The organism is Actinomadura macra NBRC 14102 (assembly GCF_001552215.1).
GTDB classification, from domain to species: Bacteria; Actinomycetota; Actinomycetes; order Streptosporangiales; family Streptosporangiaceae; genus Spirillospora; species Spirillospora macra.
This window is the reverse complement of sequence record NZ_BCQT01000010.1, coordinates 185,052-199,965: the sequence shown is the minus strand read 5'-3', so window position 1 is coordinate 199,965 and position 14,914 is coordinate 185,052. Positions and strand designations below refer to the sequence as shown.

Sequence of the window (14,914 nt, the reverse complement as noted above, 5' to 3'; positions counted from 1 at the left end):
ATGACCTGCGTGGTGTGGGGACCGGGCTATGGCAGTGCTCAGCCGCCCAGCCCCCGGATGGGCCAGGATCCGTTCGCGGAGGCGGAGCGGGACACGAGGGCGATGGTGGCCGCCGCATGGTGGCCGTCGGCGCCTCCACAGCAGCGCCAGCACGCCATCGGCGGACGCATGCTCGTCCTGCCCGACGGGACGTGGTGGCTGTTCGGCGCGTGGGCCCGCTGGTACCGGCTGCACCCGTCCGACGGGCAGTGGTACCTGTGCCCGCCGCCCCGCTCGCCCGCCGTCCGGATGGCCGCCCGCCCCGCGCAGGGAGCCGCGCAGGTCCCCACCCTGCCGCCGCACGTGGTCCCCGCTGGGCCGGACTTCTCCTTCGACCCGCCCGCCGGGCTCCCGTTCGTCGGACACGGCTTCGCGACCGAACTGACCTCGCGTGTCCGCGCGACGGTCGAGTCCGCCGCCGCGCTGGCCGCGCCGGAGTACCCGCACTGGTGGTCGCAGTTCACGCAGGAAACGCCGTCCACCGTGGCGGTGGCCTGGGGCGTGATGCTGTGGTGCGCGTCCGCGCCCGCGTTCGACGCGCGGCTGGACGCGCAGATGCTCGACCTCTGGAAGCCGTACCGCGCCAAGCCGCTCCCGGACGTGGACGGCCCGCGCTGGCTCACCCCGCCCGCGCTGGAGACCCTCGTCGGCCTCTACTCCGAACGCCTGCGCGCGAGCCGCGTCGACGCGGCCGTCGTCGTCCTTCGCACGATGTGGGCCGTCGCCAGCGCGCTTCGCGAAGACCCCCGGTTCCAGATCCGGGCGGACGCGCTGCTCGCCATCCTCGGCACCACGCTCAGCAACCCGACCGTCGACTACGGCGCTCTCCCGTACGGGGACCAGGCGCTCGTCCAGCAGTGGCTCACCCGCTGCCCGCCCAACCTGGTGCCCGCGCTGCGGAACGAGAGCTCACCCGGCGACAACTTCCGGCACGCGTTCTACACGCTCAGCGAGGCCATTGCCGACCTGTCCGGTGACCCTGCCGACCCCGCGTTTGTAGAACCGCGCCTAGTGGCCGCCGCCCTGCTCGCCGCCGACCTGGGTGTCGTCCGCAAAGACATGGCCGGTTCCATCGTCCCTTGGCTGGACCCTGAGATCCGCTACACGGTGCAGGCGGTGTCGGAGCAAAAGGGCCATCCGTTGCGTCGGCTTTGGCCGGACGACATGCGCCTACCTGAGCCCCTACGCTCCGCGGCAGGGTCCGGGCCAGGTGCCGAGACACTGCTCGCTGCCATGTACGAGGTGGATCTGGCCTGGTGCCGCCTGGGTGGGATGCCCGCGCGCCCCCGCGGCTTCCCCGTCCCGACGGCCATCATCGCCGGGATCATTGGACGGAACCGCGCGCGCGCCACCGCCGCCGTCCCGACCCAGACGCCGCCTTCCAATCCAGCACCCCCGCAGCCGTCCCCGTTCAGCATGCAGAGCCAGCCTGGGCTGGCGCCCGGGGCGTCCCCGCAGACTCCCGGCCTACCCGCCCAGCCTGACCGGCCCTTCGTCCAACCGCCCGCACAGCCCGGATGGGAGAACGCGCCAGGCCCGGCGGGCCAGATGCCGAGCGTCGGACAGCAGGCCGCGTTCGCACCGCCGGACCCGCTGATGGGCTCTCCCGCCCATGCGGAGGAGGAGAAGGACGAGGGGAGTGCAGCGCCGCCCTACACCGAGCTGGGTTTCCAACGCGCCGGTCTCCCTGGAATGCCGCAGCCTGGCCAGCAGCAAGCGGCGTTCGGTATGCCCGGTGCGCCAGGGCAACCCCAGTACGGCGCCCCGAACCCTGGGCAACCGCAATACCGCGCCCCCGAGTCCCCGCAACCGCCGTACGTAGCGCCGGAACCACCGAAGCCTGCATACGAACCACCGAAGCCTGCGTACGAGGCGCCCCAGCCGTCCTACGAGCCCCCGCAACCCTCGTACGAGCCTCCGCAACCACCGCAGCCCGCGTATGCCGCGCCGGAACCACAGCGCAGTGACTTCGCCCCGTCGGGGGAGGAGAACCAGCAGGACGAGAACTTCGCGCCTCCCTACACCCAACTCGGTTACCAACGTCCAGGCGCAGGTCCCCCTGCCCAGGGGCTTCCCCCTGGGGCGAACGTTCCGCCAAGCCCTGCCGTCGCGGCGTCCACGCCGAGCGGACCTCCACCCCAAGGGCAACCACCTCAGGCACAGCCGTCACAGGCTCAAGCACCCCAGCCTCAGCCCCAGGCATTCGATCCGAACGCCACCCGCATGGAGGACCCGGTGAGGTCGCCGCACGGCGGCGCGCCGATGCAGCAACCGGCGCAAGCGGGTCCGCCCGGCACGCGTGTCCTGAGCCCGGACGACATCGGCGGCGACGACCCGGCCGGTGGTGCGAGTGGTGGTGCAGGTGCCGCGAGTGGCGGCGGCCGGGGCGCATCGCCGGGCCCCGGGACGCGCGTCATGTCCGAGACGATGGTCGGCGACTTCGACTTCCTGGACGACACGCCGTCGCCGGAGCGGCCCGTCCACGAGATCCCGCCGCCGGAGGACCGCAGCCAGCGCCGGACGCTGGAGCGGTTCGGCATCAGCTACGTCTCCGGCGAGTACGACGCGACCCGACTGCTGGACGACCTGCGCGCGCAGGTCGAGGCGTGGAACGCACCGGCGGGCGGGGGCGCCGAGCAGACGCGCGTGGACGGGGCGCCCAGCTCGATCCGCGCCGGCGTGCCCGGCGTGCTGCTGGTCGGCAACCCGCACTCGGGCCAGCGGCGGCTGGCCCGGATGATCGCTCTGACGCTGGCCGACGCGGGCGTCGGTGACGGGGCGATCCGCGCGCACGACGCCGAGGACGTCCGGGACGCGCCCGCCGAGCGGCTGGCGCAGGTGCTCGCGCAGGAGGGCCCGGCGATCCTGTTCGAGCGGCTGGACGTGGCGATCACCTCGGCGCTCGACCCGGTGGCCGCCGCGGGCGCCGTCCGCCGTGCCCGCCGCGACCCGGTCAACACGACCCCGGTGATCGCCACATGCGAGCCGCGCGCCTACAAGCGCCTGCTCCAGGACCACCCGAAGCTGGTGCAGGCCTTCCGCGTCCACCGGATGCCCGACCTCAGCGACCTCGACAACCGGATGACGCTGCTGCACCTGCTCGCAGAGGAGCGGCGCGTCACGATCGGCGCGTCCGCGCTGGAGGTCGTCCGCGAGGACCTGGAGCGGCTGCGCGGGCCCGGCGACCTCGTCAACGCCCGCCTGGTCGAGGCCTACCTCGACCAGGCGTGCCAGCGGCACCTGGAGCGCGCCGGGGCGTCCCGGGACCGGCTCGTGCTGACCCCCGACGATCTGGCGGGCGTCGCCGAGGGTATCGAGCCGGCGTTGCGACCGCCCGGCGACATCGGCGGCTACCTGCGGCGTCTCGACCAGCTCATGGGGCTGGAGGAGGTGAAGGCGGCCGTTCACGAACTGGCCGACGAGGCGGGGGTCGCGGCCGACCGCGCTCGGTACGGGATGTCCGCCGACGACGGCCGCCATCTGATCTTCACCGGGCCGCCGGGGACGGGCAAGACGACCGTGGCCGGGCTCGTCGGCGGCATCTACGCGGCGCTCGGGCTGCTGGAGTCGGGGCACGTCGTGGCGTGCCGTCCGGTGCACCTGGCGGGACGCGACCCGGTCGACACCGAGAACCGGGTGGCCAGCATGATCGAGCAGGCGCTCGGCGGCGTGCTGCTGATCCAGGAGGCGTACCGGCTCGACCGGAGCCCGGCGGTGGTGAGCGAGCTGCGGCGGGCGATGCACGACCGCGGCGCCCGGTTCCTGGTGGTCTGCTCCAGCCCGGTGGCCGAGATGGAGGGTTTCCTCGCGGGCAACCCCGGCTTCCGCGGCGAGTTCGGCAGGGTCCTGGAGTTCACCGGGATGGGCGACCGCGACATGGTGCAGCTCTTCCAGAACTACGCCGAACGCGACCTCTACATGCTGGACGAGGAGCTGCGCGTCGAGCTGCTGAACCGGTTCGAGCGCATGCGCGACGAACCCGCGTTCGCCTACGCCCGGACCGTGCGGGCGCTGTTCGAGCAGACGGTCGCGCGGCAGGCGGCCCGGCTCGCCGGTGCCGACGTCAACGCGGCGACCGTGGCCCGCCTAACCCCCCGTGACCTGCCCGAATCCGCGTTGGAACAGATGCTGGGCGACTTCCGGTCGGGTGGCTGAAGGCTGCTTCGAGGGTCGCTCGGGGTCGCTCGGGGCTGCTCCGGGACGGTCCGGTGGCGGGCGCGCGGCGGTGTGCCGAGGTCCCCCCGCGTCCTCCCATGGACGGGACTTTCGCATCATGTCCACCTCACCCGGGAAGACCAGGGGGGAGAGTGGCCCTCGAATGGTCCTCTTGGGTCATGTGCCCGTCGGGGTGGGACGCGTAGCCTCGACTGTGGGTGTGGGGAACGAACGGAGGTGGACGCGGTGCGCCAGTATCTCGACCTGCGCGTCCACGACCGCGTTGCGCTGGACGAGATCGAACTCTATGCCGAGATGCTCAGCGCGGTGGCGGCGGCCGAGCGGCCGCTGACCGTCGCGGAGATCGACATGGTGCTCGGAGTGCGATCCGACGACGCCGGTCGTCGCGAGCTGACGCCACAAGACTAGCCGAGGCCCGCAGCAGGCACCGGGGACGCCGAATATCGGGCGTCCCCGGTTCGCGTTAGAGGCCCTCCGTAGCGGCATCGCCGATGGGCCGACAGTGGCCCCGCCGATGTTCCGGAACACGCGAATGGCCCGTTCCACAGCGCGTGGAAAAGCGGTTCCGGCCCCCCGCGTCGTCACCGGTCCCACCGGTGGCGACCCGTCACGCGGCGCCGTCCAGACCAATGCCACGGACGGTGACCACGCGGGCGGCCACATCCGTGGACGCCTCGCCGAACCCGACGCCCCATCCGACCTCCCCGTCCAGGGTGTGGACACAGCGACCGCGACGGTTCCGGCGGACGCTGTAACGAATCTCACTCATGATCGCGGTCACTCCCCGTAAGCTCGTGTCTCCCCGTCGAAAGGGCGGTCCATCGCTGCAGATAGGGGGCTGTGGCGGGGGTATGTACCTGGTGATCCGGGGCAATCTTGTAGGTGAGAGGATGGCGGACACCAGCGGAAGCTAGGGCAAAGGTTCTTTTTACGGCTGGTTGCGCCTACGATCCTCTGCGGACTGTTCCGGCACATCAGGAGAACGACGTGCGCTTGCGTCTCACGCCGCGTGAGGACAGCTTCTACGACATGTTCGCCGACTCGGCGAACAACCTGGTCACCGGCGCCAGGCTGCTCGTAGAGCTCATCAGCGATGGCGCCGACCGGCCCGCCATCGCCGAGAAGATGCGCGCCTGCGAGCATGCGGGCGACGAATGCACTCATGCGATCATGCGTCGGCTGAACGAAACGTTCATCACCCCCTTCGACCGCGAGGACATCTACCGGCTGGCCTCGACGATCGACGACGTGATGGACGAGATGGAGGAGGCAGCCGACCTCGTCGTCCTCTACAAGATCGATGAGTTTCCCAAGGGCATCGTCCACATGGTGGAGGTGCTGGAGCGGGCCGCCGAGCTCACCGCCGAGGCCATGCCGAGGCTGCGGTCGATGAAGGAGCTCAACGAGTACTGGATCGAGATCAACCGGCTGGAGAACCAGGGCGACCAGGTCTATCGCAAGCTGCTCGCGCACCTGTTCAGCGGCGAGTACGACCCGCTGACCGTGATGAAGATGAAGCAGATCATCGACCGGTTGGAGGAGGCGGCCGACGCGTTCGAGCACGTCGCCAACACGGTCGAGACCATCGCGGTCAAGGAATCATGAGCACGCCGGGGGACCCGGGTACGACCCTCGTGCGTGAACCATCGACCGGAGTCGAGCCGACGCTGGGCGAGCAGGCCACCCGGCGCGTGACCGGACGGGCATGGCTGCTGCTGCTCGCCGGCATCCTGCTGGTCATGGCGGCGGGAGCGGTCGGTCTGCGCTCGGACGCGCAGGCCGCGGTGCTCGTCCTGGTCGTCGTGATCTCCCTCGTCTTCGACTACACCAACGGGTTCCACGACGCGGCCAACGCCATCGCCACGGCCGTGTCGACGCGGGCGCTGACCCCGCGCGTGGCGCTGCTGATGGCCGCGGTGATGAACATGCTGGGCGCGCTGCTCGGCGTCGAGGTCGCCAAGACCATCAGCGACGTCATCACCCCGCCGACCGGTCTGCACGGGCTCACCGTGATCGCCTCCGGCGTCCTCGGAGCGATCACCTGGAACCTCATCACCTGGTACTTCGGGTTGCCGTCCTCCTCTTCGCACGCGCTGATCGGCGGGGTGGTGGGGGCGGGCATCGCGTCCGCCTCGTCCGTCAACTGGACGAGCGTCGTCGACAAGGTCGCGATTCCGATGGTGGTCTCTCCGGTCGTCGGGTTCCTCCTGGCCTACTCGGTGATGATCGCGATTCTGTGGATCTTCCGGCGGTCGCATCCAGGCCGGATCGGCCGCCGCTTCCGCATCGCCCAGACGCTCTCGGCCGCCTCTCTCGCGCTCGGTCACGGTTTGCAGGACGCGCAGAAGACGATGGGGATCATCGTCCTCGCGCTGGTCACCACCGGCCACTCGAACGGCGACTCGGTGCCGACCTGGGTGATCGTGGCGTGTGCGGGTGCGCTCTCCCTTGGTACGTACGCGGGCGGCTGGCGGATCATGCGGACGCTCGGCCGGAAGGTGATCGAGGTGGATCCGCCGAAGGGCTTCGCGGCCGAAGCGACGGCGTCCGTCGTCCTGTACGTCACCGCCTACTTCTGGCACGCTCCAATTTCGACCACCCACACGATCACCTCGGCCATCATGGGCGCCGGCGCGACGAAGCGGCTGTCGGCGGTGCGCTGGGGGATGGCGGGCAACATCGTCCTCGCGTGGGTCCTGACCATGCCGATGGCCGCCGCCGTGGCCGCCGCCGTCTACGGGATCATCCACTTCTTCGGTGCCTGACGCCCCACCACTCCACCCGTCCTCGTGAGGGCCCGCCGTCTCCGGTTCGTCCCGGAACGGCGGGCCCTGCGATTGCCGCTACCTGCCCGAGATGCGGTTCAGCGGCGGAGGCGAGATCGTGCCCTGCGCGCCGAAGTAGGCGACGAGCCCGTCCAGGTCGATCGGGCCGAGAACCTGGTCCTTGCCCTGGGTGAAGACGCTGAACCCGTCACCGCCGCCGAGGAGGAAGTTGTTGGCCGCCACCTTGTAGGTGGTGGCCGCGTCCACCGGCGTCCCGTCGATCGTGATCGCCGAGACGCGGTCGCCGACCGGCCTGGAGCGGTCGATGGTGAAGCGCAGGCCCGCCGACGGTTGCAGGATCTTCTCGCCCGCCGACGTCCACTGCTGCTCCAACAGTGCGTCGAGCTGCGCGCCGGTCAGCGACGTCACGCCCATCACGTTGCTGAACGGCTGGACGGTGAACGCCTCCCCGTAGGTCACGACGCCGTCCCCCTCCGGGCCGCTGGCCGTGTAGGTGAGGTCCGCCCGGACGCCGCCCGGGTTCATCAGCGCGACCTGGGCGCCCTTGTCCTTCATCGAGGCGAGCTGCGCGTCCGCGACGACGTCACCGAGCGTGGTCTCCCCGGCCGGCGAGGGCGCGCGGGTCAGATCGGCGGTGATCTTGCCGATCGGTTTGTTCGCGATCGCGGCGACCCGGTCCTTCCAGGTCTGGACGAACATCACCGTCGCCGGGTCCGGCGGCACGTCCCGCGTCACCACGTGGTTGTCGCCCTTCAGCGACGAGCGGACGATGTCGCCCGTGCGCGTGTTCACTTCGAAGTCCACCTGCGTGATCACCCGCCCGAACGACGAGCCGGAGGAGTACAGCCGCGGCTGCCCCTTCGGGTCCGGCACCGAGCAGACGTACTGCTGGTGCGTGTGCCCGGACAGCACCACGTCGATCTCCGGGTCGGCGTCCCGGGCGATGCGCGTCCCGGCGCCGGGCACCGTGCCGCACTCGTCCGGCCGGTTCCCGGCCTTGACCTGGTCGCCCTCGTGGACGAGCAGCACCATCGCCCGCACGCCCCGGCGCTTGAGCTCCCGCGCGGACCGGTTCGCCGCCGCCACCTCGTCGTCGAAGGTCAGCCCCTTGATCCCGTCCGCGGTGACGATGGTCGGGGTCGTCTTGGTGACCACGCCGATGAACCCGACCTTCACGCCGTTGATCCGGCGGACCGTCCACGGCTTCAGGACGGGTTTGTTCTTCTTCTCCAGCAGGACGTTCGCGGCGAGGTAGTCGAACTTCGCGCCCTTCCACCTGCCCGCGGGGGAGCAGCCGTCCACGGGGTGGCAGCCGCCGTTCTGGATGCGCAGCAGTTCCCGGTATCCCTCGTCGAACTCGTGGTTGCCGACCGCCGACGCGGTCACCCCCACGTTCCCGAGGAACTGCACCGAGGGCTCGTCGTGATAGGCGGCGGAGATCAGCGGTGACGCGCCGATCAGGTCGCCCTGCGCGACGGTCAGCGTCCGCCGGTCGGCGAGGCGCTTCAGGTGCGCGGCGACGTAGGCGGCGCCGCCGGCGGGAACGGCGTTGCCGTTCTCGTCGATCGCGGTGCCCGAACTTCCGGTCGGCGCCTCCAGGTTGCCGTGGAAGTCGTTCAGCGCGAGCAGCCGCACGGACGCGGTGGGCGCGGGCCGTGCGGCCGCCGGCTGCGCGGCCACCGCCACCGCAGTCAGCGCGGCCGCGGCGCAGGCCAGGAGGGTGCGTCGTCGAGTCATCTTGCGAACGGTAGGACAGCCCGGCATACGGATCTCGGCGACTCAGTGACGTTCGTGTGACGTTTCCATCAGGACCTGGCGGGCGGTCCCGCCTGTTCGGGCGCCTAATCTGGTGATCGTGAAGCAGCCCGAGATCGCCGCCGTCCTCGCCGCCGTCGAGGCCACCGCCAAGGCCGATGGTGTCGCCCCCTTGTCCGAGCACGCGATGCTCGCGCTCCGGGCGGGCCGTCCCGCGCTGACCGTCTCGGACGGCTCCACCGTCGTCGGCTACGCCCGCCTCGACCCGGCGACCCCCGACGAACCCGCCTCCGGCGAGCTGTTCGTCCATCCCGGGCACCGCCGGCGCGGCCACGGCCGCGACCTCCTGCGCGCCCTGCGCGATGAGGCCGCCGGCCCCCTGCGCGTCTGGGCGCACGGCGACCTGCCCGCCGCCGCGGCGCTGGCCTCCGCCGAGGGCATGACCCGCGCTCGCGCCCTCTTCCAGATGCGCCGCCCCGCCGCCGCGCCGCTCCCCGACCCGAAGGCGGTCGAGGGCGTCGGCATCCGCACCTTCCGCCCCGGCCAGGACGAGGGCGCGTGGCTCCGGGTCAACGCCAGCGCCTTCGCCTCCCACCCCGAACAGGGCTCCTGGACGATCGACGACCTCCGTGCCCGCGAGTCCGAAGCCTGGTTCGACCCGTCCGGTTTCTTCCTCGCCGAACGCGACGGTCGCCTCGTCGGCTTCCACTGGACGAAGGTTCACCCGGACGGTCTCGGCGAGGTCTATGTCGTGGGGGTCGACCCGTCCGCCCAGGGCCTCGGTCTGGGCCGCACCCTCACCCTCACCGGACTCCACCACCTGCGCGACCAGGGCCTCGCCGAACTCATGCTGTACGTGGACGAGTCGAACCGGCCTGCCGTCCACCTCTACGAGACACTCGGCTTCACGCGCCACACCGTGGACGTCATGTACGCGTAGTTCATCGCGGTCCTTTCATCGCGGTCCCTTTCATCGCGGTTCCGGTTCATCGCAGTCCCGGCCCAGAGCCGCGCTCGGCCGGGTCAGGTAGCGCGCTCGCGCGGCGGCGGGAGCGCGTCCCCAAAGTGATGGGACTCAAACGCGGTTGACCAAATGCGGAGCCGGGTTTGGGGGGTTTGAGCTGCGGTGTTAACCCGGTAGACATGCCAAATCGGGGCATTCTTCGCAGCTCTGCCCGTCTCAGTTCATCCCTCGTTCACCTGGATCGGGGCGGCTGGTCACCTGGTCTGCTTAGCGTCGCATCCGACGGCAACCCCGCCACCTGGCCGAACCCCGCCAGCGTGACGGTCGGGGGACGTGCCCGACGAAACTAACGAGGAGACCCTCCGGTGAAGAACGGTTCTCGACTCGCCGCCCTGGGCGGTGTGGTCGTCGCGGGGGCGATGGCCCTGTCGTCCTGCGGGAGCGACGACAACACGTCGGCGGCGAGCGCCAGCAACGCGCCGTCCGGCAAGATCGACTGCGCGAAGGCGAGCGTGAACGCCGCCGGGTCCAGCGCCCAGAAGAACGCGATCGAGGAATGGACCAAGCAGTACGCGCTGCAGTGCGCGGGGGCCAACCTCAACTACAACCCGAGCGGCTCGGGCGCGGGCATCCAGGCGTTCACCTCGGGGCAGGTGGCGTTCGCCGGCTCGGACTCGGCGCTCAAGCCCGAGGAGGTCGGGCCGGCCAAGCAGCGCTGCCAGGGCTCCAACGCCCTGAACCTGCCGATGGTCGTCGGACCCGTCGCGGTGGTCTACAACCTCCAGGGCGTGGACGGGCTGAAGCTGTCGTCCGAAACGATCGCCAGCATCTTCTCGGGGAAGATCAAGACCTGGAACGATCCGGCCATTGCGAAGGAGAACGAGGGCGCCAAGCTCCCCTCCTCGCCGATCAAGCCGATCTACCGGTCCGACGAGTCCGGCACCACGGACAACTTCACGAACTACCTGCACACCACGGCGCCGAAGATCTGGACGTGGGAGAAGGCCAAGAAGTGGCCGAACTCCACCGGCCAGGGCGCACCGAAGTCCGACGGCGTGACCAGCCAGGTCAAGAGCACCGCGGGCGCCGTCTCCTACGTCGAGCTGTCGTACGCGACGAACAACAAGCTCCAGACGGCCCAGGTCAAGAACGGCGCCGGTGAGTACACCACGCTGTCGCCCGAGAGCGCCTCCAAGGCCGTCGCCGGCGCCAAGGTCGTCGGTACCGGCAACGACGTCGCACTGAAGATCGACTACGCCACCACGGAGGCCGGGGCCTACCCGATCGTCCTGGTGACCTACGAGATCGCGTGTGAGAAGGGGCTGCCAACCGAGCAGGCCAAGTTCGTCAAGTCCTTCCTCACCTACACCTCCAGCGCCGACGGCCAGAAGATCCTGACCGGCCTCGGCTACGCGCCGATCCCGGACAGCGTGCTGACCAAGGTCCAGACGTCGGTGAAGGCACTGTCCTGACGGCCGACGACGACTCCAGCAGCCCCGCCGCCGAGGAGTTCGGCGGCGGGGCCGATCTGGGTTCCGCCGAAGTGATCCAGGGAGGACCCCCCGTGACCAGCGATTCCGGCGTCGAGGCGACCGCCGGCGCAAGGCATCGCGCCACCGGCAGCCTGCGCATGGGCACCGGCCGGGCCGGTGACAAGATCTTCGTGTCGGCGGCCCGGGGCTCCGGCATCATCGTGCTGGCGATCATGGCCGCGATCGCCATCTTCCTCATCTGGAAGGCGATTCCGGCGCTCCAGGACAACAAGGCGAACTTCCTGACCGCCGAGGAGTGGAACCCCAACGCGGTGCCGCCGCGGTTCGGCATCGCGCAGCTGGCGTTCGGGACGATCGTGTCGTCGCTGCTGGCGATGCTCATCGCCACGCCGGTCGCGATCGGCATCGCCCTGTTCATCTCGTTCTACTCGCCGCGCAAGCTGGCCTCGGGCCTCGGCTACGTCGTCGACCTGCTCGCCGCGGTGCCCAGCATCGTGTACGGGCTGTGGGGGCTGGCGTTCCTGTCCCAGCACATGGAGGGGATCAGCAAGTTCCTCAACAGCGTGCTCGGCTGGATCCCGCTGTTCGGCGGCGACTCCCCGGGCAAGAACTCGATCTTCACCGCCTCGGTGGTGCTGGCGATCATGATCCTGCCGATCATCTCCTCGATCACCCGTGAGGTGTTCCTCCAGGTCCCGCGGGCGAACGTGGAGGCCGCGCTGGCACTCGGCGCGACCCGCTGGGAGACGATCAAGCTTGCGGTGCTGCCGTACGGGCGGTCCGGCATGATCGGCGCCTCGATGCTCGGCCTCGGCCGCGCGATGGGCGAGACGATCGCCGTCGCGATGGTGCTGACCTACGTGCCCGGCATCAACATCCACCTGCTGGAGAACGGCGGAGCGACGTTCGCCTCCAACATCGCCAACAGCTTCGACGAGGCGACGACGACCGGCCGCGGGGCGCTGATCGCCTCCGGCCTCGTCCTCTTCGCGATCACCCTCGTCGTCAACATGGCGGCCCGGGCCGTGGTGGCACGCCGCAAGGAGTTCGTGTGAGTACCCTGACCAACTCCCCCCGATCCTCGCTCGGATCGGTGTCGCTCGCGCGCAAGGTCAAGGACAAGCTCGTCCAAGGGCTGGTGTATCTGGCGTTCGTGCTGGCGCTGATCCCCCTGGTGTCGGTTTTGTGGACCGTCATCGGCAACGGGGTGAAGCGGCTGGACGCCGACTTCCTCAACCGCTCCATGAACGGTGTGAGCGGGCGGGACACCGGCGGCGGCGCCTATCACGCCATCGTCGGCACCCTGGAGCAGGTCGCCATCGCCAGCGTCATCGCGGTGCCGATCGCCGTACTGACGGCGATCTACCTCGTGGAGTACGGCGGCAACGGCCGGCTCGCGCGGACGATCAGTTTCTTCGTCGACGTCATGACCGGCATCCCGTCGATCGTCGCCGGGCTGTTCGTGCTCGCGCTGTGGCTGCTGACCTTGGGCTTCGGCTTCTCCGGTCTCGCCGGCGCGCTGGCACTGACCATCCTGATGATCCCCACGGTGGTGCGGGCGACCGAGGAGATGCTGAAACTCGTCCCCAACGAGCTGCGGGAGGCGTCGTACGCGCTGGGCGTCCCGCGCTGGCGGACGATCATGTTCGTGGTGGTCCCCACCGCGCTCACCGGCATGATCACCGGGATCATGCTGGCGGTGGCCCGCGTCATGGGCGAGACCGCGCCGCTGCTGCTCACGATCTTCTTCACCAAGGCGATCAACACCGACCCGTTCTCCGAGCCGCAGGGTTCGCTGCCCACCTTCATCTGGGAGCAGGCGAAGGACCCGAGCCAGAACTCGATCGACCGGGCCTGGACGGGCGCGCTCGTCCTGATCCTGATCATCATGCTGCTCAACCTGGTCGCCCGGCTCATCGCCGGACGGCGCAGGCCCGCCGGCCGCTGACGCACCGGCCATCCCCGGCCTGATCACCCCACAAGGAGCATTCACCCCATGGCCAAGCGGATCGAAGTGTCCGGACTGCACGCCTTCTATGGTGGCGTCCACGCCATCGAGGACATCTCGATGACGGTTGAGCCGCGCTCGGTGACGGCGTTCATCGGGCCGTCGGGCTGCGGCAAATCGACGTTCCTGCGCACCCTCAACCGGATGCACGAGGTCATCCCCGGCGCCCGCGTCGAGGGCAAGGTGCTGCTGGACGACGACGACCTCTACGCATCCTCGGTGGACCCGGTGGCCGTCCGGCGCGTCGTCGGCATGGTGTTCCAGCGCCCGAACCCGTTCCCCACGATGTCGATCTACGACAATGTGGCGGCGGGCCTGAAGCTCAACGGCGTCCGCCGCAAGAGCCAGCTCGACGAGATCGTGGAGAGCTCGCTCCAGGGCGCCAACCTGTGGAACGAGGTCAAGGACCGGCTCGGCAAGCCCGGTGCGGGCCTGTCCGGCGGTCAGCAGCAGCGGCTGTGCATCGCCCGCGCCATCGCCGTCCAGCCGCAGGTGATGCTGATGGACGAGCCCTGCTCGGCGCTGGACCCGATCTCCACGCTGGCGATCGAGGACCTCATCGGCAAGCTGAAGAGCCAGTACACGATCGTCATCGTCACGCACAACATGCAGCAGGCGGCCCGTGTCAGCGACCGCACCGCCTTCTTCAACATCGCCGGAACGGGCCAGCCCGGCAAGCTCATCGAGATCGACGACACCAGCAAGATCTTCACCAACCCGGAACAGAAGGCCACCGAGGACTACATCACCGGTCGTTTCGGTTAGGAGCGGGTCATTTCGTTGACGGCCGGGGTGCGGGCCGATGTGGTCGAGTGCGTCTGCGACCGGCTACGTCCGCGCCGTGGCCTTCTCTTCCGATTCGCCGGGGTGCTGGTGCGGGACGAAGCGGTAGCCCACGTTGCGGACCGTGCCGATCAGGGATTCGTACTCGGCGCCTAGTTTGGCGCGCAGGCGGCGGACGTGGACGTCCACGGTGCGGGTGCCGCCGAAATAGTCGTAGCCCCAGACCTCCTGGAGGAGCTGGGCGCGGGTGAAGACCCGGCCCGGGTGCTGGGCGAGGTACTTCAGCAGCTCGAACTCCTTGAAGGTGAGATCGAGCACGCGGCCGCGCAGCCTCGCGGTGTAGGTGGCCTCGTCGATCGTGAGCTCGCCGCTGCGGATCTCGCCGGGGACCTCATCGGTGTCGGTGTCGGCGGCGCGCCCGGCGGCGAGCCGGAGGCGGGCCTCGACCTCGGCGGGGCCGGCGGTCTGCAGCAGCACATCGTCCAGGCCCCATTCGGGGCTGAGCGCGGCGAGGCCGCCCTCGGTGACGATGCCGAACAGGGGCGCGTCGAGACCCGTGGTGCGCAGCAGCCGGCACAGGCCCTTGGCCTGGACGAGGTCGCGGCGCGCGTCCACGATCACGATGTCGGCCGGTGGCGCGTCGAGCAGGGCCGAGCCCTCCGCCGGGGCGACGCGCACCGAATGCAGGAGAAGCCCCAGCGCGGGCAGGATCTCGTCGGAGGGCTCCAAAGCGTTGGTCAGCAAGAGCAAGCTGCTCAAGTGCCGCCTCCTCGTCCAAAACAGACGTAGGACCCAGGCGGCTCATCGTCGAGCCCCGCGGACGGCCAGCGGCTCGAAGACGAGGTGACCATGACGGCTGTCGGATGAACTCCATGGCCTCGTCGCCCGGATCCCTCGGCACGAGCATATC

The 14,914-nt window shown here is 70.1% G+C and carries 12 protein-coding genes; 9 read left to right on the top strand and 3 right to left on the bottom strand.

The window, feature by feature from the left end; translation table 11 throughout:
- Positions 1-9 precede the first annotated feature (9 nt).
- Together AMA02S_RS41860 and AMA02S_RS17630 are read left to right on the top strand one after the other, a co-directional pair.
- Positions 10-4,194: an AAA family ATPase gene (locus tag AMA02S_RS41860; RefSeq protein WP_157430654.1), complete on the top strand. Its 4,185-nt coding sequence runs from the start codon at positions 10-12 to the stop codon at positions 4,192-4,194.
- A 246-nt stretch (positions 4,195-4,440) separates the two neighbouring features.
- The gene (locus tag AMA02S_RS17630; protein ID WP_067460818.1) at positions 4,441-4,623 is read left to right on the top strand and encodes a hypothetical protein; all 183 of its coding nucleotides are present in this window, start codon (positions 4,441-4,443) and stop codon (positions 4,621-4,623) included.
- 199 nt (positions 4,624-4,822) lie between these two features.
- Here the strand turns inward: AMA02S_RS17630 and AMA02S_RS41855 are convergent, their stop codons facing one another.
- On the bottom strand, positions 4,823-4,984 hold the full coding sequence (locus AMA02S_RS41855; RefSeq protein WP_157430653.1) for a hypothetical protein: 162 nt from the start codon (positions 4,982-4,984) through the stop codon (positions 4,823-4,825).
- A 218-nt stretch (positions 4,985-5,202) separates the two neighbouring features.
- Between AMA02S_RS41855 and AMA02S_RS17625 the strand changes: the two genes are divergently transcribed.
- Positions 5,203-5,820 (top strand): DUF47 domain-containing protein, encoded by a 618-nt coding sequence (locus AMA02S_RS17625; RefSeq protein WP_067459642.1) that lies wholly within the window; start codon positions 5,203-5,205, stop codon positions 5,818-5,820.
- Complete coding sequence (locus AMA02S_RS17620; protein WP_439951601.1) at positions 5,817-6,980, top strand: inorganic phosphate transporter; 1,164 nt, start codon at positions 5,817-5,819, stop codon at positions 6,978-6,980. Before AMA02S_RS17625 ends, AMA02S_RS17620 begins: the two co-directional genes overlap by 4 nt.
- 78 nt (positions 6,981-7,058) lie before the next feature.
- On the opposite strand, the gene AMA02S_RS17615 is transcribed toward AMA02S_RS17620, so the two are convergent.
- Positions 7,059-8,738, bottom strand: coding sequence for a bifunctional metallophosphatase/5'-nucleotidase (locus AMA02S_RS17615; protein ID WP_067459639.1), 1,680 nt, complete (start codon positions 8,736-8,738; stop codon positions 7,059-7,061).
- A gap of 118 nt (positions 8,739-8,856) precedes the next feature.
- Here AMA02S_RS17615 and mshD point away from each other — a divergent pair, with 118 nt between their 5' ends.
- The 5 genes from mshD to pstB all read left to right on the top strand — a co-directional run bounded on the left by mshD (position 8,857) and on the right by pstB (position 13,986).
- Complete coding sequence (mshD, locus tag AMA02S_RS17610; RefSeq protein ID WP_245667624.1) at positions 8,857-9,696, top strand: mycothiol synthase; 840 nt, start codon at positions 8,857-8,859, stop codon at positions 9,694-9,696.
- Between the two features lie 389 nt (positions 9,697-10,085).
- A complete protein-coding gene (pstS, locus tag AMA02S_RS17605) occupies positions 10,086-11,192 on the top strand; it encodes a phosphate ABC transporter substrate-binding protein PstS (RefSeq protein WP_067459634.1) in 1,107 nt (368 codons plus the stop codon).
- A gap of 92 nt (positions 11,193-11,284) precedes the next feature.
- The gene (gene pstC, locus AMA02S_RS17600; protein WP_067459631.1) at positions 11,285-12,268 is read left to right on the top strand and encodes a phosphate ABC transporter permease subunit PstC; all 984 of its coding nucleotides are present in this window, start codon (positions 11,285-11,287) and stop codon (positions 12,266-12,268) included.
- A complete protein-coding gene (pstA, locus tag AMA02S_RS17595; RefSeq protein ID WP_245667623.1) occupies positions 12,265-13,161 on the top strand; it encodes a phosphate ABC transporter permease PstA in 897 nt (298 codons plus the stop codon). The genes pstC and pstA overlap by 4 nt, the downstream gene beginning before the upstream one ends.
- Positions 13,162-13,209: 48 nt before the next feature.
- Positions 13,210-13,986 (top strand): phosphate ABC transporter ATP-binding protein PstB, encoded by a 777-nt coding sequence (pstB, locus tag AMA02S_RS17590; RefSeq protein ID WP_067459628.1) that lies wholly within the window; start codon positions 13,210-13,212, stop codon positions 13,984-13,986.
- Between the two features lie 63 nt (positions 13,987-14,049).
- Here the strand turns inward: pstB and AMA02S_RS17585 are convergent, their stop codons facing one another.
- The gene (locus AMA02S_RS17585) at positions 14,050-14,763 is read right to left on the bottom strand and encodes a winged helix-turn-helix transcriptional regulator (protein WP_067459625.1); all 714 of its coding nucleotides are present in this window, start codon (positions 14,761-14,763) and stop codon (positions 14,050-14,052) included.
- Positions 14,764-14,914 lie beyond the last annotated feature (151 nt).

Coding starts and splice junctions, on each gene's coding strand:
- AMA02S_RS41855 (WP_157430653.1), bottom strand. CDS start 4,984: ATGAGTGAGATTCGTTACAGCGTCCGCCGGAACCGTCGCGGTCGCTGT.
- AMA02S_RS17620 (WP_439951601.1), top strand. CDS start 5,817: ATGAGCACGCCGGGGGACCCGGGTACGACCCTCGTGCGTGAACCATCG.
- AMA02S_RS17615 (WP_067459639.1), bottom strand. CDS start 8,738: ATGACTCGACGACGCACCCTCCTGGCCTGCGCCGCGGCCGCGCTGACT.
- pstB (WP_067459628.1), top strand. CDS start 13,210: ATGGCCAAGCGGATCGAAGTGTCCGGACTGCACGCCTTCTATGGTGGC.